Raw genomic sequence first — 24,858 nt, forward strand, 5'->3', positions numbered from 1 at the left:
GGTCCTCCATGGTGTGTGGTGCGGGCTGATCCAGCCCTACGGTTCCCCAACGGAACTAGTTACATCAAATGAGCAAATAGGGACCGCGTGAGCGATATGGATCAGTCTCTGCCGGAACGCCGTTCGGCCGTTTCTGACCGTGTCGGACAGGGCGTGGGCAGCGCTGATCGCGCCCGTCTACAACTTGCCCGTCCTGAAATCCGCGCTGCTTTTGAGAACCGCGGAGTCCACGCTCCAGTTCTCCGGCTGAACCCTCTCCCAGAGACTTCCCTTGCCGAGTTCCCTTCCCAGCTGGTCTTCGCGACGGAACCACTCCTCCGCGCTTCTGATCCTGGCGGGGTGGATTTCGTCGAGTAGAGCGTAGTCCCTGGTGATGATTCCGTGCTTCCACACATTCCAGAAGCCCGTGAAATTGTCGCGGAAGCTCATGGTGCTCTTGTCGTTGGGGTCGGCGTTGTATCCGGCAGGGTGATCCGCGATCCCCTTCAGGTCCGGGCTGTTCCAATATGCTTCCAGATCGGTGTCGATGTACTGCGCCGGATGGCCGGTGACCTTCTCGAATGCCGCCGCCATATCGGCATAGGTCATGTGCTCGATGGCGACTTCGAGGTCCATGCCATTGGCTCGCTCCGGATGGTCGAAGAGCCAGCGGACATAGAATCCGCAGTCTTCGAGAGCCACATGCGGAACGGCTCCATCGCCGAGCGGGACTCGCCACGTGACGACGCCGTCCTCGATGCTGGGTTGCATGGGAGTGAGCGGCGAGATCACCATCTCGATGTAGGGACCCGAGGTGAAGACCGCTGCTCCCATGCGGTCCCTGTTCTTCTCGTTCTGGAACAGTACCCATTCGGCCATGCGGCCTTTGCCGTCATAGTGACCGGTGCGGAACCTGGAGTCGTATCCTGACTTCTTGAGGGCGTAGTCCAGGTTTCCGTAGACGAAGAACTTTATTCCTTCTTCGATCGCTATCTCGTATGTGCGGATGGCCCAGTAGGTCTCGGTCTTCTCGCCGGTGTTGAACCCGTCGATGTTGATGAACGCCCCGTCGCAGCCGCGAAATCCTTCGCGCAGCACGTCCTCGTCGGCGAATGACCCTTCGAGGATGGAGACGTTGCCGAGTGCGAGGAGAGCCTGGGCCCGGGGAGATGTGGCATCCCGAGTGAGCACCCGGACGGAGTACTTCTTGTCGGCGACAAGAGCGCGGACAATGGGTATTCCTTGAGCCCCTGTGCCGCCGATGACGAAGATGCTGGATGTGGCATGAGAAGACATGGTTTTTGACTCCGAGGTTGAGTACGCACGCGATCGGCACGCGCCGGGTGCGGCGCATTCGGGACCGACCTCTGCATCAGCCCTGCGGTCAATGGCACCGATCGACTGACGCTCGCCGATGACCGGAGGCCATGAACACTTCGGAAACCGATCGGTTTCCCATATCGTACACCGATCGGTTTCCGTGCGGCAAGCGCCCGGGCCCGGTTCTTCCCGGCTGAGCGGTGCAAAGGTGTCTGCGGGCTGGACGCGTGGCGTCCAGCCCGCTGGGGCCTCAGCCCGGCATCACGGTGACCTCGATGGGTGATCGGCATGCTCGCCGAGCCGTCGCCGGCCGCGCTGCTGTGCGGTCCGCTGGAGGCCGTCGGCCTGGGCGGGGTCGCCTCGTCGGTGGCGACCGTGCCGGGCGTGGTCGTTTCCACGGTCGTGTTGATGGTGGTGGGCGAGCTGGTGCCGAAGAGCATCGCGCTCGCGGCCCGCCCCCGACCGCGCTGCCGCTCGGGCCGCCGCTGGTGGTCCTCGCCCAGGCGCTCAAGCCGGAGGGCGCTGAAGAGGACCTCGGTGGGGATGCCGAAGCGGTCGCACAGGCGGGCGGCCATGGCGAAGGCCAGGGATTGCGCGAGGGAGGTGCCGATGTGGGGGGCGCCGAGCACGACGGCAAGTTCGTTGCTCTCCTGGTGGACGTGTGCGGTACGGCAGCCGAGGTGAAGGCGGTGGCCGGCGGACGCGCTCGTGAGCTGACCGTGGAGGCAACTGCCTTGCACGCGCAGATGCCGGCCGGGGTGGCCGCCGTGGTGGAGCGCGCCTGGTGGCCGGCGAAGGTCATCGACTCCGAGTCGCCGTCCTGCCTGCTGCCGATCAAGCCGCGCTGGTCCACCGAGCTGTTCAACGTTCCGGCCATGCTCCTGCCGCGCAGCCACGTCCTCGGCATCAGCAGGGAGCACGTCTACTACCGATCCTCGGGGCGCCGAGGCGAAAGCGTTCCTGCCCGCCTCCTTTGGTGCGTCAGCGGCGGGGGCACCCACATGGACGGCCGGATGGTGGTGGGGAGTTCGCGCCTCGACGAGGTGCTTATCGACGCACCCGACGCCCTCTTCCCGAAATTCGAACACCTGGGTGCATATGGTCGGGCGGAGGTGCGGGAAGCCGCTGATGCCTCCGGCCGCGCCATGGCGCTGAGGTTCTCGGACACCGAGATCTTTCCCAAGCCGGTGACGCTGGGTTGGGTGGCGCAAAGTGATGCCCGGAGACCCTGGAGATGGCCGCTCGACCCCGACTTGGGGCCCGTAGAGGGCCCGCAACCCTCAAATTGGACTAACAACAACAAACCCCAGGCCGATGACCTGGGGTTTCATTATGGAGCGGGTGACGAGAATCGAACTCGCGCTCTCAGCTTGGGAAGCGACGGCGCTTGCGCGGCCATAGGGCAGCTGAACTGGGCAGATTCGTTGTCAGGCGGCAGGTGTGAGGGACTGGTTGCACCGTTGTTGACCGTGTTTGTCCGCTCTGAAGGGCACGCTATGGGCACGACGCAGGGATGGGGGAGATCAGGGCCTCCGGTTGGCTGCCAGAGACCGGGAGTGGCGGTGGCGCGCATCAAGCATCCTGCTGCGAGTTGAGGACTCCTTGGGCCTCGATGCGCACGAGGCCGATGCGCACGAGGCCGATGCGCACGAGGGCGAGGGCGCGCCCCGCGCCGTGCGGAGCGCCGGCGCCTTCCGGCCGGAGGCCGCCGCCGTGAGGCACCCCTCCGGGCCGCCCACCATCCCGTCCGTCCCGCGCCCGCCGGCCCCCTCGCGCCCGGCCACGGCGACGGTCTCCCCCGCGCCGCCCGCTCACGCTCCTGCTCCGAACGGTTCCGCGGCCACGAACGCCGCACCCACCCCGCCCGATCGTCCGTCCGCCCCGTCGGCGTCGCCTTTCTCCGGACCCGCCGGACCCGCCCGTCCGGCGGCCCCCGAGCCGTCGGGGCCGCCCGACGCGCCCGCGCCCAGCGACTCCGCCTCCCTCGGGGGGCGTCGGCGGGGGAGGGCCGGGAGCGGCCCGGCCGACCCCTCCGGCTCGCCGTCCTCCACGAGCCCGGTGAAGCCCGCTCGTACTAAAACGGCAACAGAGGAGGAGCCCGCCGAGAAGTCGGACGAGGGGGTCGAGGTGGTACCCAAGACGGACGCCCCGGCCGCCGAGAGCTCGCCCGCGGAGCTGTCGGTGGCCGCTCACCGGACCGGCACCGAGGCCCCCCTCGACCTCTCCGACCGGCGGATTCCCGTGTTCACACTGGGCGTGGGGCTGGCTCTGGTGGGCCTCGGCATCGGCTTCCCCGGGGTGCGGATGCGCCGCCGCTGAGCGGCTCGCGACGGCCCGGGTCCCCCTTGAGTCGGACCTCCGGCGTCCGCCTCAGGACGCTTGGCCGCGCGAACTTACTCGGTATACATACTCGGTATGTCCATCCGTCACGGGCTTCTCGCCCTCCTCGAACACGGCCCGCGCTACGGCTCACAGCTCCGTACGGAGTTCGAGTCCCGCACCGGCTCCACCTGGCCGCTCAACGTGGGTCAGGTCTACACGACGCTCAGCCGGCTCGAACGCGACGGCATGGTCGTGCAGGACGGCGAGGACGAGGCCGGCCACCCGCTCTACGCGATCACCGACAGCGGTCGAGTCGAACTTCGCAGCTGGTTCGAGAACCCCGTCGACCGCACCAGCCCGGCCCGTGACGAGCTGGCCATCAAGCTGGCCATGGCCGTCGGGGCGCCCGGGGTCGACATTCGTGACGTCATCCAGTCCCAGCGCCGGCACACCGTGAAGGCCATGCAGGACTACACCCGGCTGAAGGCGCAGGCCCTCACCGCCGTGGAGAAGAACGGGGTCCGGGAGCGGGACGACATCGCCTGGCTCCTCGTCCTGGAGCAGCTGATCTTCCAGACCGAGGCCGAGGCGCGCTGGCTCGACCACTGCGAGTCCCGGCTGATCCGTCTCTCGTCGACCGCCCCGGCGGCGGGGCCGGAGCCGGCCTCGCCGGGGGCGGCAGCGGGAGCGGCGGGGACGGGGACGCGGGCGGGGGCCGGGGCAGAGGGGGCCGCACGCCACCGCCCGTGATCTCCGCCCTTCACGACCGACCTTGAGCACCCGAACTACCGGATCCACAGGGCCGACCGGATCCACAGGACCGACCGAGTCCACCGGCTCCACCCGACCCACCCGTACCACCTGAAGACTCCAAACCACCCGACCAGACCCATACCGTACGCACGGCGCCGCCAACGACCGTCCGTCGCACCGACGTCCGGCCGTTCGCCGGCGTACGCCCGAGGGGGAACCATGTCCACACAGCAGCAGCCCGTGCTGCGTCTGCAGAACCTGACCCGCGTCCACGGCTCCGGCGCCACCGAGGTGCACGCCCTGCGCGGCATCGACCTCGACGTCCACCCCGGTGAACTCGTCGCCGTCATGGGCCCGTCGGGCTCCGGCAAGTCCACCCTGCTCACCATTGCCGGCGGCCTCGACACCCCCACCTCCGGGCAGGTCTTCGTCGAGGGCACCGACGTCACCGCCCTCGGCATCAAGGGGCTCGCCGCCCTGCGCCGCCGCAGCATCGGCTACGTCTTCCAGGACTACAACCTCATCCCGGCCCTCACCGCCGCCGAGAACGTGGCCCTGCCCCGCGAACTTGACGGCATATCGGCTCGCAAGGCCCGCACCGAGGCCCTCGCCGCCCTCGCCGAGATGGACCTCGGCCATCTCGCCGACCGGTTCCCCGACGAGATGTCCGGCGGCCAGCAGCAGCGCGTGGCCATCGCCCGCGCCCTCGTCGGCGACCGCCGGCTCGTTCTCGCCGACGAGCCCACCGGCGCCCTCGACTCCGAGACCGGCGAGTCCGTGCTGGCCCTGCTGCGCTCCCGCTGCGACGCCGGAGCCGCCGGCGTCATGGTCACCCACGAGCCGCGGTTCGCCGCCTGGGCCGACCGGGTCGTCTTCCTGCGGGACGGCGCCGTCGTCGACCAGACCGTACGCAGCGACGCCGAGTCGCTCCTGACCGGCCGGGCGGCCCAGCGGTGACGACCTGGTTCCACTCCTGGCGGGTCGCGGTCCGCATCGCCCGCCGTGACGCCTGGCGCTCCAAGGGCCGCAGCTTCCTCGTCCTCGCCATGATCGCGCTGCCGATCCTGGGCGTAAGCGCCCTGGACCTGACCGTGCGCAGCGCCGAACTCACCCCCGCGCAGCGGATGGAGCGCACCCTGGGTGCCGCCGACGCTCGCTTCTCCGACGCCGGGACGGCCGGCGTGGCCATCCTGCAGGACCCCGACGGCGAGCAGCACACCCCGGCCGGGGACTACGACTCGCCGGGCAAGTCCTGGCCCGACGGCCCGACCGATGTCACCAAGAGCATCCCGGCCGGTTCGACGGTGCTGACCGACAGCGGGGGCAGCGCCAAGCTGACCACCAGGCACGGTCTGCTCCAGGCCGAGGTCCGTGAGCTGGCCGCCGCCGATCCCGTCGCCCGGGGCATCATGCGGCTCCAGGAGGGCCGCTTCCCCGAGAAGAACGACGAGATCGCCGCGACCACCCGGTTCCTGGAGAGCAGCGGGCTGTCCGTCGGCTCCACCCTCACCGCCCGCGGCTTCGACCGCACCTATGTGATCAGCGGCTCGTACGAGCTGCCCAGCGACCTCACGGCACAGCAGGTCAACGCCCTGCCGGGGGCCTTCCTCGCGCCGTACGCCAAGGCGGTCGAGAAGGCCGGACTGCCGAAGCCCGACGTCTCCACCACCTACCTGGTGAAGAAGTCCGGTGGTTTCACGTGGAACACGGTCCAGGCGATCAACGTCAAGGGTGTCGTGGTCACCTCGCGCGCCGTGGCCCTCGACCCGCCCGCCGACTCCGAGGTGCCGCTCTACCAGGAGGAAGGCTGGGCCAACTACGAGAGCAGCGGGGCCGCCGACGCCGCCGCTCTCGCCGCCGTGGGCACGGTCGTCGGTCTGGCGATGCTGGAGATCTGCCTGCTCGCCGGTCCCGCCTTCGCCGTCGGTGCCCGTCGTTCCCGCCGCCAGCTGGGCCTCGTCGGCGCCAACGGCGGTGCCCGCAGCCACATCCGGGCCATCATGCTGAGCGGCGGCCTCGTCATCGGCGTTGCGGCGGCCCTGGTCGGCATGGTCCTCGCCCTGATCCTGACCTTCGCCCTCCGGCCGCTCCTCGAGGACTACATGGGGCAGCGGTTCGGCGGCTTCACCGTCAAGCCGCTGGAACTGCTCGCCATCGCCGCGCTCGCCGTCCTCACCGGCCTGCTCTCCGCGATCGTCCCGGCCGTCACCGCCTCCCGGCAGACCGTCCTGGCCTCCCTCACCGGCCGTCGCGGCGTGCGCCGCAGCAACCGCGTGCTGCCGCTGATCGGCCTCGGCGCCTTCCTGCTCGGCGCGGCCATCGCCCTGTACGGCTCGGTCTTCTCCGACCAGTTCGTCCTGGTCGCGGGTGGCTCGGCCATCGCCGAGCTGGGTGTGGTCGCCATGACGCCCGCCCTGGTCGGCCTGTTCGGCCGGGCCGGCCGCTGGCTGCCGCTCTCGCCGCGCCTCGCCCTGCGGGACGCCGTCCGCAACCGGGGCCGTACGGCACCCGCTGTCGCCGCCGTCCTGGCCGCCGTCGCGGGCACCGTCGCCGTCTCGACGTACGCCGCGAGCCACGACGCCCAGAGTCTGGCCGAGTACCGGGCCAGCCTGCCGCACGGGGCCGTCGCCGCGCTCGTCACCGAGGAGGGCGGCCGGGACGTCCCCGAGGTCCGCGACGCCGTGCAGCGGTCGCTGCCCGTCGACGTCCGCGCCGACGTGTTCCGGATCGCCGTCGGCAAGCCCGGCTGCGCCCCGTATGGCGAGGGCGAGGGCTGTGGCCGCTTCGAGGTCGTCACCCCGCCGGCCAACGAGTGCCCGCTGTGGGTCAGCACCCCCGACGGCTCCGACCCGGCGGAGAAGTACACCAAGGAGCAGCGGCGCGCGCTCGCCAAGGACTGGCGCTGCCTCTCGAGCGACGGCAACGGCATCTACGTCGAGGGCGGTCTCCTCATCGCCGACGCCCCGCTCCTGAAGGTCCTCGGCATCGACGACCCGGGCGCGGCCAAGGCCCTCGCCGACGGAAAGCTCCTCAGCTTCCACAAGCCCCAGGTCGACAGGAACGGCACCGTCGGCATCAAGCTGATCACCGACCTGAAGGCCGCCGACCGCGCCGCCGAGCAGAACAAGCCGGTCCCGGGCGAGCTGAAGTCCTTCCCCGCCTACCAGGTGGCCGGCTCGCCCGACTCCTACGGACTGCAGAGCGTGCTCAGCCCCGCCGCCGCCAAGGCCGCCGGGCTGACCACCGTCCCCCTCGGCGCCTACTTCAGCACCGACCGGATGCCCAGCACCGAGGAGCGGCAGAAGCTCGACGCCGAGATCGCCAAGCTCGGCAGCGACGTCGAGCTGACCGTGGAGCAGGGCTGGGTCGACGAGAACGGGCTCGTCCTGCTCGCGCTGACCGTCTTCGCCGGCCTGGTCACCATCGGTGCGGCCGGCATCGCCACCGGTCTCGCCCAGGCCGACGCGGAGGCCGATCTCAAGACGCTCGCAGCGGTCGGCGCCCCGCCCCGGGTGCGCCGCACGCTCAGCGGCTTCCAGTGCGGTGTGGTCGCCGCGATGGGTGTGGTCCTCGGCTCGGCTGCCGGTGTCCTGCCCGCGGTCGGGCTGCGGCTCACCGAGGAGCGCGAGCAGACGCGCTTCTACCAGGAGGCTCTCGACAATGGCTGGGGCGGCGCCGGTGACGCCCCGCCGTACGTGCCGATCGTCGTCCCCTGGGAGACACTCGCCGCCCTCCTGGTGGCCGTGCCCCTCGGCGCCGCCCTGCTGGCCGCGCTGGTGACCCGCTCGCGCGGGGCGCTGGCCCGCCGCGCCGCGCACTGAGCCTCCGTTGCCGGACCGTGCCCCTGGACGAGGGTGGATCACCCTCGTCCAGGGGCACACCGTGTGGGAAAGCATGCGTGCGAGAGAATGGCGGCATGGAGATGCCGAGAAATGACAGGTCGCAGGAGAGCCCCCAGGTCCTCATCCTGGGCCAGGACGGGATGGCGCTCGGCGGCACTAACTAGGGATCACCTTCCGTCCCGGTCCTTGGTCGGTCTGCACGCTGTCGCGAACCAGGTAGGCCGACAGGGCACGCCACGTGGTGATGACGAGGAAGTCCCCGTCCGGAGGGATGCTGCTCGAAGCTGGCCAGCGCTTCCGGGCATCTCTACCTCTGGGCGCGACGACCGTTGCGCGAGGCCCAGTCTCGGGGTGCGGGAGTACTCGCAAACCGCAGCAACGACACCCCTATGAAACAAGCCCCGGGTCGTTGACCTGAGGCTTGAAGAAGAGCGGGTGACGAGAATCGAACTCGCGCTCTCAGCTTGGGAAGCGACGGCGCTTGGGCGGTCTCTATGTCCTTGACCTGCGTAGATGTCGAGCAAGTGCGGTGGCGTGAGGGTTGTCTCGCACCCCTGTTGACCGTGGTTGTCTGTCCTTACGGGCACGGATTGGGCACGGCTTCGGCCCAGGCGGTTCAGCGGCGTCGTCACGCCCTTGGAGGGCGCACCAGGCGCAAGCCCGGCACGGCGCATGCGGCCGCTGTTGCATGCGCAACCGGTGGCGCAGTCCTCGTGAGAGCCCCACGCCTGCTCAGCACCCAACGCTTCCCGAACGGCAACACTTACACCGCCGAGGGCTCCCTCGGCCGCCTCTCCGGGGCGACGTCCGACGGGGGCGTCGTCTGGGAACTCGACGTGCCCGACTTCGGCGCAGGCTCCGGCATGGAATGCTCCCGGGGCGCCCAGAACGCGGTCTTCCGCGCCTGTCGCCATGGGCCGGAGCACATGTCCTGGCTACGTCGGGAACGGGACTGGCGGGCTCAGCTGAGGCGACGTCACCGGTTGAGATCCGCATACTCCGTCTCGGGCACGCCGATGTCCGAGAAGATGGCCCACGCCTGTCGCCTCACTGGTTCGGCGGCAGCACCGTCGGTCTCCCGGTGGGCGCGGGCGAGTGCCATGAGGGTGCGGGTGTCGGCGACGGGTGAAGGGAACGGATTTGTCCACGTACACCAGGGAGGACCTGGACGCCGCCGCTGCCGAGCTGAACCGAAGACCTCGGAAGACGCTCGGCTGGGACACCCCAGCCGAGCACTTCACCGGACTCCTGATGAACGACCCCAACACTCCTCGTGTTGCGACGATTTGTTGAATCTGCCCTGACGCGAGGCGGGGCACTGCGGTCCAGCGACCGACCGTCCATTCTGACCCGCGCTGGTTCAGGGCTCCAGCTCCGTCGTCAGTTCGACGTTCTGCTCCTCCTCAGGTGCAACTGCTCACCTCGCAGGAGGCGGCTGGCTGGCTCCAGCACCCCATGATCAGCGCGGTTGCCCGGTCCGCGTGGTCGTCCGGACGGGCGAGCCCGGGTTCTCGTACGGCCGCGCCGAGCGTGTCCATCAACAGCAGGGTGTCGTCCGGACGCTGGAGGGAGCCTTGCGACTGCGGAGCCCGGTGCCGGGTGCCGGTTAACCTGTGGCCGGAAGGGAAGTGCGCGCGATGGAGACACGGCCGGCCGGTGGCGGTCAGCGGGACGGGCAGGGCTCGCGGCGGCGGCGGGAGATCGTGGCCGCGGTCCAGCGGCTGCTCGGCGAATGGGGCAGCTCCGACCGGCTGACCATGCGCGCGGTCGCCATGGAGGTGGGTATCTCCGCCCCGAGCATCTACCTCCACTTCACCGACAAGACCGAACTGGTGTGGGCGGCGCTGGAGGACCGCTACGGCGACCTGGCCGCCCGGATGGCCGCCGCCGCCCGGGACGGTGACGAGGCGGACCCGCGGGCCCGGGTCCGGGCCCAGGCATACGCGTACTGCCGTTTCGGCATGAGCAGTCCCGGCCACTACCGGCTCATGTTCGAGGTGCACCAGCCGACGGCGGAGCCGAGCAGAATCAGCGGCCACCCCGCCCGTCACATCTCCGCCAGCCTCCGCGCCGGCCTGCACAGCTGCGAGGAGAACGGGTTCGGCCTGTCCCTGCCGGTGGATCAGGCCACGCATACCCTGTGGGCCGGACTGCACGGCATGGTCTCGCTGCACCACAACCTCTACCGGGACGAGTCCTCGGAGGAGCTGATCCTGCAACTCGCCGACGGACTGGTCGACTCGCTCGTCGCCGGTGCCCCCGGCGCCCCCTTCATTGCCGCGAGCGGATCCGAGACCGAGGCGTCACGCAGGATCAGGGAGATCAGGGGTACCCCGGAACCGGACGGCCCGCGGCCGTAGCGGGAGCCGCCGCCCCTCAGTGGGGGAGCGACGGCCCGGCCGGGCATGTCGCGCGCACCCCCTTCACGCCTCTGACCAACCCTTCCGAAGTGATGGTTGTCGCCCCGCACGCGCAGGGGTACAGTCGCCACTGAACTAAGTTAGGTTCCTAGGGCAACTATATGGCGCCCGGCGCACGTCGCCACCCTTCCTGCGGGCTTGACGGAAGTGGATCCCCCCCCATGGACATCTCCATCGACTTCGACAAGTGCTGCGGTGCCGGCCAGTGCGTGCTGGCGGCGCCGGAGGTCTTCGGCCAGCGGGACGAGGACGGCATCGTGGTCCTGCTCGACGACAACCCGCCGGCCGAAGGAGCCGACAACGTGGTCCAGGCCGCAGCGGTCTGCCCGGCCGCCGCGATCCAGGTGCGGCTGTGAGTACCGCGGCCGCCGCCGTGGCACGCGGCCTGGGCTGCGAGGCGACTCTCGTCACCGACACCCCTCAGCCCATGGGCGACGCCCTCGGCGACGAACCGGGCGCCACGCCGCGCACCGTCCATGACGGGCACGGCGTGCGGATCGAGACCGGGCTCCTTGTCGACATGGTCCGGGCCCTGCGCGGCTACCGGGCACGGGTCGCCGTGGCGGCCCCCCTTCTCATCGGGAGTACGGCATGAGCGACACCCTCCGGGCCGGCGTGATCGGCCTGGGCATGATCGGCGGCGGCGTGGCCGTCAGCCTGACCCGCAGCGGACGCGTCCCCGCGGTCTACGACATCCGCCCCGACGCCGCCGCGGACCTGGCCGGCGTACCCGACCCGCTCGGCTCGCCCGCCGAAGTGGCCAAGACCTCCGACGTCGTGATGGTCGCGGTGGTCGACGCCGCCCAGGCACGCGAGGTCATCGCCGGCGAGAACGGCCTGCTGTCGGCCGCCCGTCCCGGCCTGGTGATCGTCCTGCTCGCCACCGTCGCCCTGCCGGTCGTCCACGAACTGGCCGGCCTGTGCGCCGAGCACGGCGTGGGCTTCCTCGACTGCGGGGTGACCCCGGGCGACAAGGCTGCCGAGAACGGCATGGTCGCCATCCTCGGAGGCGAGCAGAAGACCGTCGACGAGGCCCTGCCCGTCCTGGAGGACTGGGCGAAGAAGGTCGTGCACTGCGGCCCGCCGGGCGCCGGCATGGCCACCAAGATCGCCCGCAACGTCGTCACCTACGGCAGTTGGCGCACGGTCACCGAAGCTGCCGCGCTGGCCCGCGCCGCAGGCGTGGACCCCTCCCGGCTTGCCGAGATCATCGACTCGGCCGACCCCGAAGGCCGCACCCTGCTGCAACTGCTGCGCATGCGGGACGCCGTCGGCGTCCTGCCCGAGGCCGCCGGCCACCAGATCGAGCCGCTGATGACCAAGGACCTTGACGCCGCCCGGGACCTCGCCGCCGACCTCGGCGTCCAGGCCCCCCTCGTCGACGTGGTACGCGCACAGGCCCGTCACACCCTCCAACTGGACGCCGAACCGGCACCGCCACCCGAACCGGCACCGGCGAAGGACGACGTCCACGCCTACGGCCTGCACATGATGGACCAGGCTTACGGCCCCGGCTTCAGCACCGCGGTCCAGGACAGCACCGACCCCTTCAGCACCGAGACCGTCAGCTACCTCTTCGCCCAGGTCTGGGGCCGCGAGGGCCTGTCCGTCCGCGACCGCCGGCTGCTCACCCTCGGCGTCGCCGCCACCGTCGGCCGCCCCGAACTCGTCCAGATCATCGCCAACGGCGCGCTGGTCAACAACGAACTGAGCGCCGACCAGCTCCGTGAGGCCGTCCTGCACCTGGCCGTCTACACCGGCTGGTGCAAGGCCACCGCCACCCACACCGGCGTCACCGCCGCGATCGACGCGCACACCACTGCCCAGTCCCCCACCGCGCAGGAGCAGAAATGACCGAGCCCCTCATCAACCAGCCCGTCACCCGCGACGCCGACGCCCCCTTCGATCCGCCGGCCGAGTACACCCGGCTGCGCGAGGAGCAGCCCATCGTCAAGATCCGCTTCCCCAACGGCTCCAGCGGCTGGCTCGTCACCCGCTTCGAGGAAGGCAGCCAGGTCTTCACCGACCCGCGCCTCAGCGCCCGGCGACCGCGCCACGACACTCCCGACGGCGACTTCTCCGAGGCCGGCGAGGACGCTCCCTTCGACGCCGGCTTCGTGATGATGGACGAGCCCGAGCACGGTGCCTACCGCCGCCTACTCACCGGCCGTTTCACCCCCAAGGCCGTGCAGAACAAGCTCCAGCCCTACCTCGACAAAATCGTCGACGAGCACCTGGACGCCATCGCCGCCGGCCCCGAGACCTTCGACTTCGTCCAGGCCATGGCCCTGCCCATCCCCTGCCTGGTGATCTGTGAGCTGCTCGGCGTCCCCTACAAGGACCGCGACGGCTTCCACGAGGCCACCGCCGATCTCATGGACATGGCCAAGAGCCGTGAGGAACGCGACAAGGGCGCCCACTGGCTCATTGACCACATCACCAACCTCGTTGCCGACAAGCGCCGCACCGGCGCCACCGACGGCATCCTCGCCGAACTCGTTCACAAGACCGACGGTGAGGACTCGATCCTGACCGAGAAGCAGCTCATCGGCCTCGGCGTGCTGCTGTTGTTCGCCGGACACGACACCACGGCTGCCATGATGGGCCTGTCCACCCTCACCCTGCTCACCCACCAGGAGCAGCGCGAGCGGATGCTGGCCCACCCCGAGAAGATCGGTACGACGGTTGAGGAGCTGATGCGCTACCTCACCATCGTCCAGTTCGGCCTGGGCCGCGTCGCCAAGGAGGATCTCGAACTCGCCGGCGGCCACATCAAGAAGGGCGACCTCGTCGTCGTAGCGCTGAACGCCGCCAACCGCGACCCCCGCGCCTTCCAAGACCCCGACACCCTCGACATCGACCGCAAGATGGTCCGCCACATGGGCTTCGGCTACGGCATCCACGCCTGCCTCGGCCAGAATGTCGCCCGCGCCGAACTCAGGACCGTCCTGCCCAAGCTCTTCAAGCGATTCCCCGACCTCCGGCTCGCCACCCCGCTGGAGGAAGTCCCCATGGACTTCACCGGCACCAACTACGGCGTCCGCAAGCTCATGGTCACCCGCTGACCGCCTCGCACAGTACGCCGGGCGGGAGAGCCACTTCCGTCCGGCGTCACCACCGGCCAGGATGAGCGAACCCGCGAACGTACGCCTGGGCCGGGATGTGCCGGCTCACGGGCATCACGATCTCATCACCCTGGCCAAGCCTCGATTCCGAGTGCTTTGGACCTGGACGGAGCCTTGGTCCGACGGATCGCTCGCTGTCCTCGGCGTCGTCCTGGACGCCGAACAGCCCGGCGGGGTGCTGCACACCGCCCCCTGGAAGTCCTGGCCTCGGGCTCGCACCGGGACATCGACGTCCTCCTGAGTACGGCCGGTGACGAGATGGGCTGGTGGGTGAAAGGGCGCCATTGCAGGAGCGTACGGAGGAGGGTTCAGCGGCGGCGGCCGAACAACTCGGGCCGGAGAGGGGTCGGAGAGGCTCCAGCGATGCGGGCCTGCTCGGGGTGGACACCGCCGAGGCGGGAAGGCAGGCCGACTTCAGGGAGGGGGTCGAGAGGAGGTGTCGGTCATCCGGTCAGGCCGCAGTGGCGGGGCGTGGAGTGCCGTGGAAGACCTGGCTCGTGTGCCAGGCGCGGTGGTCGGCTGCGACAGGGGGTGTGCCTGGCTGCGGGCCGATGAGGGGACGGCCCGCGAGTGCGACGACGTGCTCGCGGGCGGCGGGGCTGTGGCCGACGAAGTGTTGGGAGACGAGTATGCGGTGGCCGTCGTCGACTCCGAGGACGCCCTTGTCGAAGAGCTTGTGGTGCAGCGAGCAGAGGCACAGTCCGTTGTCGACCTTGTCCGGTCCGCCGAAGGCCCACCACCGTACGTGCACGGCTTCCAGCCCGACCGGGACCGTGCCGATCCTGCCGTTGTAGCCGCAGAAGGCGCACCGGTACTCGTAGGCGGTGAGCACAAGTTCGCGCATGCGCCGGTCCCGCTGTCTGCGCGCGGGCACGAGGTGCGCGGTCTCCGACGGCTCCAGTTCCAGGCCGACGGCTTCGCACAACTCGCTGTGGAGCGAGGGCGGGAAGTGCAGGTCGAGCAGCAACCGCGCCATCCGCCCCAGCAGTTCGGGCTCGCGGCGCAGGGCGGTTTGGAGTTCCGGTGCGAGTCGGCCGGTGGCGCCCGTCTCCCGGAGAACCCGTACCCCGGTCCCGGGGCTGCCGTGCCCGTGGTCGGTGCGCACTTCCCACACGCCGTCGCTGACGAGGTGGTGGAAGGGGTAGGCGGGCGTTGTCCTGTTGGGCGGGCCGTACTCGGTCAGCAGGCTCTGCAGGTCCTTCTCCACCGCGCTGTAGCGGAGTTCGCTGTCGGCGTCCTGCTGGAACCGGCCGAGGGCGTGCAGGAGCAGCAGTGGCTCGATACGGGCCCCCGTCACGCCGTACAGGGCGAATTCCGCTTGCGCGGCCTGCAGAATGCGCGCCTTCGCTTCCTCAGCTGATCTCCTCACACCCCAGGTGCAGACGAACTATTTTGTTTGTATGCTGTCGAGTGATCCAGCATGCGCGGAGCCCACGCAGAGGGACGAGGCAGGCAGATGAACCGGAAGCGGACAACGACTCCTTCGGGGCACGACACCTTCCCGATCCCCCCTCGGCCACCCGGAAACCCCGACGAGCAGGCCGACGTCCTGCTCTTCCTCGGCAGCCCGGCGGTCTCCCGCATCACCGGTGCCGTGCTGCTGACAGACGGCGGCACCAGCGGCGGCATCGCCACCGGCCTGCTGACCGTCGCCTGACCTACCCACACGAGAACCGGAGAACCAGGATGAAAATAGAAGTCGACGTCCCGAAGTGCGTGGCCTCGGGGCAGTGCGTCCTGATCGCCCCCGACGTCTTCGACCAGCGCGACGACGACGGCATGGTCGTCCTGCTCGACGAGTCGCCCGCCCCCGAACTCCACGACGACGTACGTGAGTCGGCCACGGTCTGCCCCGCGGCGGCCATCCGCGTACAGGAATCGTGAGCGCCATGGACCGGGTGGTCATCGTCGGAGCCTCCGCCGGCGGCCTCGCCGCCGCAGAGTCGCTGCGCCGGAAGGGCTACCACGGCACGATCACCCTCGTCGGCGACGAGACACACCTGCCGTACGACCGTCCGCCGCTGTCCAAACAGATCCTTGGCGGCGAGTGGGACGTGGACCGGCTCCCTCTCCGCGACCGCGGCGACATCGAGGCGCTCGGACTGGACCTGCGGCTGGGCTGGACAGCCACCGGCGTGAACGTCCAGGAGCGGAGCGTCACGCTGGCAGGCGGTGACATCGTCGGCTACGACGCCCTGGTCGTGGCGACCGGTGTACGGCCCCGTCGGCTGCCGGGCGGGGACGGCGTGCGCGGAGTCCATGTCATCCGCACCCTGGACGACGCGGTGGCGCTGAGGCGACAACTCCTCATCGCACGGCGGCTCGTGGTGGTGGGGGCCGGCTTCATCGGCTCGGAGGCCGCCTCGGTGGCCCGTGGACTCGGCCTCTCCGTGACCATGCTCGAACCCGCCCCGGTACCGCTGGCCCACGCCGTCGGCGAGGACGTCGGCCGCGCCCTGACCCAGGCACATCGCGAGCACGGCGTCGACCTGCGCACCGGGGTCATGGTGCGGAAGGTCCTCAGCCGCGACGGCGAGGTGACCGGAGTGGCCCTGGCGGACGGAACCGTCGTACCGGCGGATGTCGTCGTGGTCGGCATCGGCTCGCATCCCAACACCGAGTGGCTGGAGGGCAGCGGGCTCCCCCTGGACAACGGCCTGGTCTGCGACGAGTTCAGCGAGGCCGCACCGGGTGTGTACGGGGTGGGCGATGTGGCTCGCTGGTACAACCCGCTGTTCGGCACGCACATGCGCGTCGAGCACCGCACCAACGCGGCCGAGCAGGGCACGGCAGTCGCCCGCAACCTCCTGTGCGAAGGCTCGCGGGAGCGCCGCCCGTTCGCACCGGTGCCGTACTTCTGGTCCGATCAGTACGACATGAGGATCCAGGCGTACGGCCATCTCCGCGGCCATGACGAAGCAGTCGTGGTCGAGGGGGACTTGGTGACCCGGCGCTTCATTGCCGCCTACCGCCGGGCCGAGCACCTGGTCGGCGTCCTGGCCGTCGGCATGCCACCGCGCGCCGTCCGTTCCTGGCGTGCGGCCATCGCCGCGCGCCAGGAGTGGACCGTCGTCCCGGCCCGTTCGCCGTCCGAAACCGCACCAACAGCGTGACCCCCACCCCCGCGATGTCAAGGCAACAACGACAGGAGTCCCCCATGTCCTCTGTGGACACTCCCGCCTACTCCCTCACCCGGCCGAAAAACACACCCCTGGACCCGCCGCCCCTTTACTCCCGTCTGCGGGACGAGAACCCGATAACCCAGGTCACCATCTGGGACGGCAGGCACAGTGCCTGGCTGGTGACCCGCTGGGAGGACGCTCGCGCGGTCCTCGGGAACCCCGCGTTCAGCAGCGACCAGTCACACTCCGGCTTCCCGAGCCAGCGTCCGGACATGCCGCCGCTCGCCCATGGGTTCTTCGCCAACTACGACCCGCCCATCCACACCACGATGCGCAGCACACTCACCCGCGAGTTCATGATCAAGAGGATCGGCGCACTGCGTCCCGGGATCGCCAGCACCACGACCCGGCTCCTGGACGAGATGACCCGGTCAGAGCGGTCGGCGGACCTGGTGGAGCGTTTCACCCTGCCGCTGCCCTCGCTGGTGATCTGCGACCTGCTCGGTGTGCCCTACGAGGACCACGAGTACTTCCAGAAACGCTCACGGGTCTTCGTGGACGCCCATGCGACGGGAGAGCAGTTCACGCAGGCATGGGAAGAGCTCAACGCCTACCTCGCCGACCTGCTCACCGCCAAGCGCGGGAATCCCGGCGACGACGTGCTGTCCCGCCTCACCGAACACGTGGACGCGGGCACCGTCACCGAGCGGGACGCGTCCGACCTGGCTGTCTTCCTGCTGTTCGCGGGCCACGAGACCACGGCGAACATGCTCGCGCTCAGCACCGTCGCCCTCCTGCGCGACCCCGCCCAGATCCCCCGCCTGCTCGCCGGCCCGACCGAGGCCGCGAACGCCGTGGAGGAACTGCTTCGCTACCTCTCCATCGTCCACGGCGGACTGCGCCGGTACGCCCTCGAGGACGTGACGATCGGCGGCGTCACCATCTCCGCCGGAGAGGGCGTGATCGTCCCGGTCCACGTGGCCAACCGCGATCCGGAGAGCTTCACCGACCCCGACAGCCTGGACCTGGGCCGGGACAACGCACGCCGGCACGTCGCGTTCGGATACGGCATCCACCAGTGCCTCGGCCAGCCACTGGCCCGGGCAGAGCTCCAGATCGCCCTGCCCGAACTCTTCCGCCGACTGCCCGGCCTGCGGCTCGCCGTCCCCTTCGAAGACATCGCCTTCAAGGAGAACACGTTCGTCTACGGGGTCGACGAACTGCCCGTCGTGTGGTGAAGACGTGGCGTTCGCGGCCGCCGGCACGGGAGTACCGGGCCTCCACCCGCAGCCTCCGCCCAGCCAGGCCGCAAACCCTTACGCGTCACAGCAGCCCTGACAAAGTGGCCCGATGGTGTCCCGCCGCTGTTCGTCCGGCTGACGGAAGGGGCCGAGCTCACCGACGCGCTGAACGAGCGGATCACGTCCGCGATCCGGGACGGCACATCGCCCCGGCACGTGCCCGACGACGTCGTAGCGGTCGAGGCGATCCCGCACACGATCACCGGCAAAAAGCTCGAGGTTCCGGTCAAGCGCATCCTGCAGAGCGCGGCGTTGGAGCATGTCGTCGACCCCGGCTCGATCGACGCCCCGACCGCGCTTCGGCAGTTCTCCGAATACCGGGCCGAGCGGTCCCGCAGAAGCGACCACGTCGGGGACCCCGGCGACCGACGACAGCGCCCTCCATCCACACCCCACACAGCGACTTGCCTAAGTCAAGCAACCCTCTTAAGGTTGAGTAAGTCAAGCAACCCCTTCTCTGTGTAGCCCGTCTGAAACCCTGCCATGTCCGACGCAACGGAGACACCGCCGAGGCGAGCGGCATACCGCGCGGGAAACCTCGGCGCGGTGCCCCTGCCGGGCACGGGAATCAGGAACACGCGCCGACCGGACGACCAAGTCCCGTACTCCATCCGGGCTTTGGGGTGGGGCGGGAGCCGGGACGCATCAGCGATGGGCATTGCTTGCGGTACGCACACGTCCCCTCGCAGAGAGGGGCATGTTCCACAGTCGGGGCCGTCTGCCTGTTTCCCCCCACGGAAAGGCTTTCCATGCGCAACCTACTCCGCACAGGGCTGATCACCGTCGTAGCCCTCAGCTCGTCACTCGTCGCGGGGTCCGCCCAAGCCACTCCCCCCGGCCCTGGAGTCAAGGGCACAGTGATCTCGCAGACCACGATCGGCGACACGGACTACGTCCTCCGGGAGATCACGATCCCACCGGGCCAGAGCACGGGATGGCACTACCACGACGGAACCCTGTACGGCTTTGTCAAGCAGGGAACCCTGAGCCACTTCGAATCAACCTGTGAATCCGACGGCGTCTACAAGGCCGGTAGCACCATCATGGAGATGAGTGGCTCCGACCACGTGCACATAGGCCGCAACCTCGGGACCACTCCACTGGTCCTGGACGTCCTCTACGTGTTGCCGCACGGCGCGCCGTTTTCCGAGGACGCCCCCAATCCAGGCTGCGACTTCCAGTAGTTCAGCCAGGTCAATCCTGACCTGATCCATTTTCCTGACGAGAAGGCCGACACCGAACAACAGTGGTGCCGGTCTTCTCGAAAGAGGATGTGCATGGTTCGGCTCCGTTGCACTCTCGATGGCGACGAGCGAAACCCAGCGCCCGGCTGAGATGGTCGGGCGGTGGTTCAGCGACACGATGACGAAGGCTGGGCGGGCTCGGGATGGTGTCCCGCCGAGTGGTGTAGCAGCGATCTCTGTATAGCCCCTGGTCATGGGGCGGCCCACCTGAAAACTGCCGTCCTGCTGCCCAGGGCCAGTAGGGGAGCCACCCGATTGACGCCCCCCAACTCAGCCCCGCAGGAGCCCTGTTCAACCCCTGCGAACAGGGCTTCTGCGGCAGGGGCCTCGCCTACGGTGGCGGTACGGGTCCCGCATGGCGTCGCCGGCCGCGCGGTGAAGACGTACGCATCACTGTCGTCGAGGCGCTTCGCGTCACACCCGACGGCTGGCCGGCTGCCGTTGACGGGGATCAGGGCGACAACAAGAGCCCCTGTCCACCACCAGCCCGCCCTGCCGGCAGGCAGGTTCGCCGGCGGACGTCAGCCGGGTGTGAGCCCGCGGAGCAGGTGGTGGACCACGTCGCGAGCGCCGTCCATTCCTGCCTGCCGGGTGAGCGCGCCGTTGACCGTGAGAGCGGCGACACCGTGCAGACCAGCGGCCACGACGAGCGTGAGTCGCTCGGGGTCGCCTTCGATGATCTCGCCGCGCTTCTGGGCCTCCGTGATCACTCGCCGCAGGCCGCCCATGGTCCGGTCGATGGCCGCGGTCATCTGCTCGGAGGCGTCCGGGTCGTGTTTACGGGCGTACATGAGTTCCAGCAATTCGGAGTTGTCGACGGCGAAGCCGAGGTACGCCTGAGCGAGGGTGGCAAGCCGCAACTCCAAGGGCGCATCTCGGTCGTCGGCGGCCTGCAAGGCATGTCCCAACCGTTCGTACCCCATGAGTACCAAGGCGTTGAGCAGGGCCTGCTTGTCCTTGAAGTGACGGACGGGTGCGCGAGGGCTCACATTGGCGTCGCGGGCCAGTTCACGCAGTGAGAGGGCGTCGGCCCCCTTCTCACGCAGGGCACGCTCCGCGCTCTCCAGGAGAACGGCTCGCAGATTCCCGTGGTGGTAAGGGCGACTCGCGGACATGCCTGCCAGCGTATCCCGATGCACGCACGGTGATCGGTTACACCATTGACCATCAATGTACTCACTGAGTACATTGATGCACGGCCAAGAGCAGTAAGGGTGCAGACCACTTTGTCGAGGACCGGCAGGGGTCGATGCGCACCTCGCTCCGCAGATCGACGTCCGGCGCCCGTGAGTCGACGAGTGACAACCCCCCATCACCGACCGCACAGAGGCTTGAACGTGACCATCAGCGACAGCGCCGCGCGGCAGACCGTCACCGGCATAGTGACCGCCTTCGCGCACCCGGTCCGCACCCCGATCATGCGACGCCCCGACGACTACGGCATGGACTACGAGGACGTCCGCTTCGCATCCGAGGACGGCACCACCCTGGAAGGCTGGTTCATTCCGGCGGACTCGGACAAGCTCGTGATCGCCAACCACCCGGGGCCGGGCAACCGCTATGGATTCCCGGGACACATCGAGCCCTACAACGCCATGGTCGACTTCGAGGTCAACTTCCTGCCCGACTACCGGAATCTGCACGACGCCGGGTACAACGTGCTGGCCTACGACCTGCGCAACCACGGCCAGAGCGACTCCGCCAACGGCGGAGTCATGTCCTTCGGACTCCACGAATACCGGGACGTGATCGGCTCGTTGCGGTACAGCCGTCGGCGACGGGGCATCGACAACTCTCGCATCGCCCTGTTCAGCCGTTGCCTCGGCGCGAACTCGACGATCATCGCCATGTCGAAACACCCGGAAGAATTCCAGGGCATCCGCGCGCTGATCGCGCTGCAACCGTCTTCGTTTCGCCCGATCGCGCAAGGCATGCTCGCCGCGCAGGGCCTGCCGGACGCGATCGACACCTTCGCCTTGGAGTACAAGAATCTCAGCGGCTTCGACCTCGACGAGCTGACGCCCACGCCCTACGCCAAGGACGTCACCGTCCCGACCCTCGTCGCACAGGTGCACCACGACTCCAGCACCCACCCGTCCGACGTGCAGGGCATCTACGACAGTCTGGGCGCCACTGACAAGAAGCTGCACTGGATCGAAGGCACGACCCGCCGGTTCGACGGCTACAACTACTTCCCCGAGAATCCGCAGCTGATGCTCGAATGGTTCGCCAGCCATCTCGCCTGAGGCTGGGCAAGCAGACGCACTGGGACGACTCCCCGCGCCGAAGTGGCCGGTCTGCGGCACCCGCACGGGTACCGCGGACCGGTGCCCTGCCCAGACGTACCTTTTCCACTCGTGCCAACGGCGCCCCTCCCTACTGCCCTCGTCTCCGCGGGAGTGTGTACCTCGCGACCACGATCGAGACTGCCGTTTGATCGACAGACCCCAAGATCGTTACCGCAACAGCTACTTGCGGGCTGATTGCTCCTGGCCCTCCCGGTCTCGTCACTCATCCACCACACACAAACATCACCGTTTCGGCTCGATGAGGCGACGGACGGCCTCTTCGGCCACGCTCCGGTAGCGGGCCGGGGACTCGGCGCTGCTGCCGGAGGCGCTGGCCCAGTAGGTGGCGGTGACCAGGATGAGCTGCAAAAGCTCGTCGGGATGCCAGACCGGGTCGACCAGGCCGGCCTCCTGCGCGCGGCGCACCGCTGCCGCCTTCTGCGCGTGGTGGGCGGTGACGGCGTCGAGGGTGAGAGCCCTCTCGCACTGCTCCTCCAGCCGGGTCCAGTTCAGCATCCTCAGATCATCGGGATGCGCGAAAAAGTGCTCCACCAGAGAGCCGGTATAGGCGATCAGGTCGCCTTCCTCTATGCGCACCGCGTTGTAGACGTGCTCCGTGGCCGCGCGGATCACCTCGTCGAACAGGCCCTGCTTGTCGCCGAAGTACGCGTACAGGCGCTCCTTGCTGGCCCCCGCCTCCCGCGCGATGCGGTCGATGCGGGCCCCCGTCACGCCGTACCGGGCGAATTCGGCCTGCGCGGCCTGCAGAATGCGCGCCTTCGCTTCCTCAGCTGATCTCCTCATACCCCCAGAGTACAGACGAACGATTTTGTTTGTATGCTGTGACCCAGCACGCGCGGACCGCACGCAGAGGGACGAGGCAGGCCGATGGATCGGGACATGACCGGCAGGACCGTGGTGATCACCGGAGCGAGTTCCGGGATCGGCTTCGAGGCGGCACGGCAGCTCGCCCGGCAGGGAGCCACCGTGGTGCCCGTCGGGCCGTCGAAGGAGTCGAGCGCGGCCATCGCCGCCGAACTCGGGGTCGGACCGCTGGCCGCGGACTACACGCGGCTGGCCGAGGTCCGTTCCCTCGCCGGGCAACTGCTCGAACGGTGCCCCACCATCGACGTACTGGCCCACAATGCCGGCGCCATGGTTCCCGAGCGGCGCATCACTGAGGACGGGCATGAGACGTCGCTGCAGATCAACTACCTCGCCCCCTTCCTGTTGCAGTCGCTGCTGCACGAGCGGCTCAGCGCGTCCCGGACCCACACCGTCATCACCAGCAGCCTCGCTCACTGGAGCGGCCGGATCCGGCTCGACGACTTTTCCTTCGACAGACGCCGCTACTCGACCTCCGCCGCTTATTCCGACTCCAAGCTCGCCGATCTGCTCTTCACCCGGGAAATCGCCCGGCGCACGCCGCAGACCGGGATCACTGCCACCGCGTTCCACCCCGGGGTCGTCAATTCCAGCATCGGTACGGGCGCGGCAGGCATCAACCATCTGATCTACAACACCCGTCTCGGCGGCATGCTGATGATCGACAACAAGGAGGGCGCAGCGCCACTCGTGCACCTCGCGACCGTCGCCGACCCGCACAGCGTCAACGGCCAGTACTTCAACAGGATGAAGGCCGACTCCCGCACCTCGAAGCAGTCCCGCAGCCCCGAACTCGCCCAGCGACTGTGGACGCGCACGGAGACCATGCTCGGTCTGAGCACCAACCGATGAGGACGGCCCAGGCCGCCGTTCACAACGGTTTCAGGGCTGCGCAACGACGCGCACGACGTCTTGCTTCAGCCGTAGACCGCCGGACCGGGCGGCATCGTCCCGGACATACACATGCGCATCCATGAGCTGTGCGGGCAGCCCCGCCTCATGGCCGGGCGAAGGGAAGATCACCCAGCCGGGAACCCCGTTCGACCAGCACGAACTGCCCGTACGACAACGTGGCGCGGCGCAGCACTGCGTCCGGGCCTGCCAAGTCGTCTTCGCCGGCTGCTCTCGCTGGGCGTCCGGCGCGCAGCGCCCAGTCCGCGGCACGACGGCGGATTTCGTTTTCCACGGCGTCACCTGCCTGTACACCACCGCGCTCGTCGACGCCGAGCGGCCCCGGCGCACAGTCTCTGGGTCACCCTGCGCCGCTGCCCGCCCGCCGCGGGACAGCCGCGCGGACACACACCTGCGAAGGGCGCCCCCCACCAACGGCTACGGCGGGCGACGCACGGCTCGGCCCTCCGCCCGCACACGACCAACTCACCCCCGCCGACGGTGCATTCGCGCGTCATCGGCATCACGAACGGAGAACTCAGTGCCTCTGACTCTTGGGCTCATCGGCAGCGGTGCGATCGGGACGTCCCTGGCCCGCCTGGCCGTCGCGGCGGGACTCGACGTTTTGCTCAGCAACTCCCGGGGCCCCGAGACGCTCGCTGATCTCGTAGCCGACCTGGGCGGACACGCCCGCGCGGTCACACCGGCAGAGGCGGCACGTTCCGGCGACCTGGTGGTGGTGACCATCCCGCTGAAGGCGTACGACCAGCTTCCCGTGGACGCCCTGGCCCACAAGACCGTCCTGGACACGATGAACTACTACCCCCAGCGGGACGGTCGCATGGCAGAGCTGGACGAGGATGAACTCACCTCCGGCGGGCTGCTGCAGCGGCACCTCGCGCGGTCCCGCGTGGTCAAGGTCTTCAACAACATCGGCGCACACCAACTGTTCACCCTCGCCCGGCCCACCGGCGCCCCCGACCGCAGCGCCCTGCCCATAGCCGGCGACGACGCACCGGCCAAGGAAGAAGCCGTCCGGCTCCTGGACACCCTCGGCTACGACGCGGTGGACATCGGCCCGCTCACCGAGAGCTGGCGCACCGACCCGGGCACCCCGGTAGCAGGCCCGGCCTACCTCGGCGAAGCGCCCGCAGGACTGACCCCGCAGGAGTGGTTCCACTGGGCCTCCACGACCACCGGCAACCCCCTCCCCGCAGAGCGGGTCCTTGAGCTGACCAAGACCGCGGTGCGCGGACCGGCAGGCGGCGTCTTCCCGCCGGGAGCCGACGGGTGATCGAGAAGACAGAGCACAAGCTCTGACACGTGGCGATCACGTCGGGGCAGCGAGGGCGGCCCGGAGGATTTC

General features: G+C 69.3%; 26 protein-coding genes and 3 pseudogenes. 23 read left to right on the forward strand and 6 right to left on the reverse strand.

Annotated features, from left to right (window positions below; all coding sequences use genetic code 11):
• Window positions 1-177 precede the first annotated feature (177 nt).
• A complete protein-coding gene (locus SGFS_RS31255) occupies window positions 178-1,275 on the reverse strand; it encodes an NmrA family NAD(P)-binding protein (protein WP_286255233.1) in 1,098 nt (365 codons plus the stop codon).
• 269 nt (window positions 1,276-1,544) lie between these two features.
• Between SGFS_RS31255 and SGFS_RS31260 the strand changes: the two are divergent.
• From SGFS_RS31260 to SGFS_RS31295, 8 genes and pseudogenes are all read left to right on the forward strand, one after another.
• A pseudogene (locus tag SGFS_RS31260) lies at window positions 1,545-1,749 on the forward strand (hypothetical protein); the annotation flags it as partial.
• Between the two features lie 38 nt (window positions 1,750-1,787).
• Window positions 1,788-2,894 (forward strand): hypothetical protein, encoded by a 1,107-nt coding sequence (locus tag SGFS_RS31265; protein ID WP_286260464.1) that lies wholly within the window; start codon window positions 1,788-1,790, stop codon window positions 2,892-2,894.
• 7 nt (window positions 2,895-2,901) lie between these two features.
• Window positions 2,902-3,618 carry a hypothetical protein gene (locus tag SGFS_RS31270; protein WP_286255234.1) on the forward strand — a complete coding sequence of 239 codons (717 nt, stop codon included), beginning with the start codon at window positions 2,902-2,904 and terminating at the stop codon, window positions 3,616-3,618.
• Window positions 3,619-3,714: 96 nt separating this feature from the next.
• Complete coding sequence (locus SGFS_RS31275) at window positions 3,715-4,371, forward strand: PadR family transcriptional regulator (RefSeq protein ID WP_286255235.1); 657 nt, start codon at window positions 3,715-3,717, stop codon at window positions 4,369-4,371.
• A 222-nt stretch (window positions 4,372-4,593) separates the two neighbouring features.
• Window positions 4,594-5,331 carry an ABC transporter ATP-binding protein gene (locus tag SGFS_RS31280; protein WP_086748115.1) on the forward strand — a complete coding sequence of 246 codons (738 nt, stop codon included), beginning with the start codon at window positions 4,594-4,596 and terminating at the stop codon, window positions 5,329-5,331.
• Window positions 5,328-8,195 (forward strand): ABC transporter permease family protein, encoded by a 2,868-nt coding sequence (locus SGFS_RS31285; protein ID WP_286255237.1) that lies wholly within the window; start codon window positions 5,328-5,330, stop codon window positions 8,193-8,195. Before SGFS_RS31280 ends, SGFS_RS31285 begins: the two co-directional genes overlap by 4 nt.
• Before the next feature lie 95 nt (window positions 8,196-8,290).
• Window positions 8,291-8,371, forward strand: a pseudogene (locus SGFS_RS31290) (DUF2587 domain-containing protein); the annotation flags it as partial.
• A gap of 973 nt (window positions 8,372-9,344) precedes the next feature.
• A pseudogene (locus tag SGFS_RS31295) lies at window positions 9,345-9,509 on the forward strand (IS30 family transposase); the annotation flags it as partial.
• Window positions 9,510-9,619: 110 nt separating this feature from the next.
• Here the strand turns inward: SGFS_RS31295 and SGFS_RS31300 are convergent.
• Entirely contained in the window at window positions 9,620-9,754 is a 135-nt protein-coding gene (locus SGFS_RS31300; RefSeq protein WP_286255238.1) for a hypothetical protein, read from the reverse strand.
• A gap of 99 nt (window positions 9,755-9,853) precedes the next feature.
• On the opposite strand from SGFS_RS31300, the gene SGFS_RS31305 reads away from it, so the two are divergent.
• The 6 genes from SGFS_RS31305 (at window position 9,854) to SGFS_RS31330 (ending at window position 14,002) form a co-directional block, all read left to right on the forward strand.
• Window positions 9,854-10,576 (forward strand): TetR/AcrR family transcriptional regulator, encoded by a 723-nt coding sequence (locus tag SGFS_RS31305; protein ID WP_286255240.1) that lies wholly within the window; start codon window positions 9,854-9,856, stop codon window positions 10,574-10,576.
• A gap of 221 nt (window positions 10,577-10,797) precedes the next feature.
• Complete coding sequence (locus SGFS_RS31310; protein WP_286255242.1) at window positions 10,798-10,992, forward strand: ferredoxin; 195 nt, start codon at window positions 10,798-10,800, stop codon at window positions 10,990-10,992.
• Complete coding sequence (locus SGFS_RS31315) at window positions 10,989-11,231, forward strand: hypothetical protein (RefSeq protein ID WP_286255244.1); 243 nt, start codon at window positions 10,989-10,991, stop codon at window positions 11,229-11,231. Before SGFS_RS31310 ends, SGFS_RS31315 begins: the two co-directional genes overlap by 4 nt.
• Window positions 11,228-12,490, forward strand: a complete 1,263-nt coding sequence (locus tag SGFS_RS31320; protein ID WP_286255245.1) for an NAD(P)-binding domain-containing protein — start codon at window positions 11,228-11,230, stop codon at window positions 12,488-12,490. The genes SGFS_RS31315 and SGFS_RS31320 overlap by 4 nt, the downstream gene beginning before the upstream one ends.
• Window positions 12,487-13,701: a cytochrome P450 gene (locus SGFS_RS31325; protein WP_286255247.1), complete on the forward strand. Its 1,215-nt coding sequence runs from the start codon at window positions 12,487-12,489 to the stop codon at window positions 13,699-13,701. The genes SGFS_RS31320 and SGFS_RS31325 overlap by 4 nt, the downstream gene beginning before the upstream one ends.
• 61 nt (window positions 13,702-13,762) lie before the next feature.
• Window positions 13,763-14,002 carry a hypothetical protein gene (locus SGFS_RS31330; RefSeq protein ID WP_286255249.1) on the forward strand — a complete coding sequence of 80 codons (240 nt, stop codon included), beginning with the start codon at window positions 13,763-13,765 and terminating at the stop codon, window positions 14,000-14,002.
• Window positions 14,003-14,212: 210 nt separating this feature from the next.
• Here SGFS_RS31330 and SGFS_RS31335 read toward each other — a convergent pair whose 3' ends face one another.
• Window positions 14,213-15,097 (reverse strand): phosphorothioated DNA-binding restriction endonuclease, encoded by an 885-nt coding sequence (locus SGFS_RS31335; RefSeq protein ID WP_286260158.1) that lies wholly within the window; start codon window positions 15,095-15,097, stop codon window positions 14,213-14,215.
• 120 nt (window positions 15,098-15,217) lie between these two features.
• Here SGFS_RS31335 and SGFS_RS31340 point away from each other — a divergent pair, with 120 nt between their 5' ends.
• The 6 genes from SGFS_RS31340 (at window position 15,218) to SGFS_RS31365 (ending at window position 19,368) form a co-directional block, all read left to right on the forward strand.
• Window positions 15,218-15,418 (forward strand): hypothetical protein, encoded by a 201-nt coding sequence (locus tag SGFS_RS31340; protein WP_286255251.1) that lies wholly within the window; start codon window positions 15,218-15,220, stop codon window positions 15,416-15,418.
• A 29-nt stretch (window positions 15,419-15,447) separates the two neighbouring features.
• Window positions 15,448-15,645, forward strand: a complete 198-nt coding sequence (locus SGFS_RS31345; RefSeq protein ID WP_286255252.1) for a ferredoxin — start codon at window positions 15,448-15,450, stop codon at window positions 15,643-15,645.
• 5 nt (window positions 15,646-15,650) lie between these two features.
• Window positions 15,651-16,874 (forward strand): NAD(P)/FAD-dependent oxidoreductase, encoded by a 1,224-nt coding sequence (locus SGFS_RS31350; protein WP_286260160.1) that lies wholly within the window; start codon window positions 15,651-15,653, stop codon window positions 16,872-16,874.
• Between the two features lie 44 nt (window positions 16,875-16,918).
• Window positions 16,919-18,121 (forward strand): cytochrome P450, encoded by a 1,203-nt coding sequence (locus SGFS_RS31355; protein ID WP_286255253.1) that lies wholly within the window; start codon window positions 16,919-16,921, stop codon window positions 18,119-18,121.
• Between the two features lie 219 nt (window positions 18,122-18,340).
• On the forward strand, window positions 18,341-18,649 hold the full coding sequence (locus SGFS_RS51870; protein ID WP_434028094.1) for a hypothetical protein: 309 nt from the start codon (window positions 18,341-18,343) through the stop codon (window positions 18,647-18,649).
• Window positions 18,650-18,933: 284 nt separating this feature from the next.
• On the forward strand, window positions 18,934-19,368 hold the full coding sequence (locus tag SGFS_RS31365) for a cupin domain-containing protein (protein ID WP_286255255.1): 435 nt from the start codon (window positions 18,934-18,936) through the stop codon (window positions 19,366-19,368).
• A gap of 581 nt (window positions 19,369-19,949) precedes the next feature.
• On the opposite strand, the gene SGFS_RS31370 is transcribed toward SGFS_RS31365, so the two are convergent.
• A complete protein-coding gene (locus SGFS_RS31370; protein ID WP_434028220.1) occupies window positions 19,950-20,552 on the reverse strand; it encodes a TetR/AcrR family transcriptional regulator in 603 nt (200 codons plus the stop codon).
• A 213-nt stretch (window positions 20,553-20,765) separates the two neighbouring features.
• Here SGFS_RS31370 and SGFS_RS31375 point away from each other — a divergent pair, with 213 nt between their 5' ends.
• Window positions 20,766-21,674 carry an alpha/beta hydrolase family protein gene (locus SGFS_RS31375; RefSeq protein ID WP_286255257.1) on the forward strand — a complete coding sequence of 303 codons (909 nt, stop codon included), beginning with the start codon at window positions 20,766-20,768 and terminating at the stop codon, window positions 21,672-21,674.
• Between the two features lie 285 nt (window positions 21,675-21,959).
• Here the strand turns inward: SGFS_RS31375 and SGFS_RS31380 are convergent, their stop codons facing one another.
• Window positions 21,960-22,520 carry a TetR family transcriptional regulator gene (locus SGFS_RS31380; RefSeq protein ID WP_286255258.1) on the reverse strand — a complete coding sequence of 187 codons (561 nt, stop codon included), beginning with the start codon at window positions 22,518-22,520 and terminating at the stop codon, window positions 21,960-21,962.
• 96 nt (window positions 22,521-22,616) lie between these two features.
• Here SGFS_RS31380 and SGFS_RS31385 point away from each other — a divergent pair, with 96 nt between their 5' ends.
• Window positions 22,617-23,453, forward strand: coding sequence for an SDR family NAD(P)-dependent oxidoreductase (locus tag SGFS_RS31385; RefSeq protein ID WP_286255259.1), 837 nt, complete (start codon window positions 22,617-22,619; stop codon window positions 23,451-23,453).
• A gap of 145 nt (window positions 23,454-23,598) precedes the next feature.
• Here the strand turns inward: SGFS_RS31385 and SGFS_RS31390 are convergent, their stop codons facing one another.
• On the reverse strand, window positions 23,599-23,787 hold the full coding sequence (locus SGFS_RS31390; protein WP_286255260.1) for a hypothetical protein: 189 nt from the start codon (window positions 23,785-23,787) through the stop codon (window positions 23,599-23,601).
• 246 nt (window positions 23,788-24,033) lie between these two features.
• Here SGFS_RS31390 and SGFS_RS31395 point away from each other — a divergent pair, with 246 nt between their 5' ends.
• On the forward strand, window positions 24,034-24,786 hold the full coding sequence (locus tag SGFS_RS31395; RefSeq protein WP_286255261.1) for an NADPH-dependent F420 reductase: 753 nt from the start codon (window positions 24,034-24,036) through the stop codon (window positions 24,784-24,786).
• Window positions 24,787-24,858 lie beyond the last annotated feature (72 nt).

This window comes from Streptomyces graminofaciens, assembly GCF_030294945.1.
Taxonomy (GTDB): domain Bacteria; phylum Actinomycetota; class Actinomycetes; order Streptomycetales; family Streptomycetaceae; genus Streptomyces; species Streptomyces graminofaciens.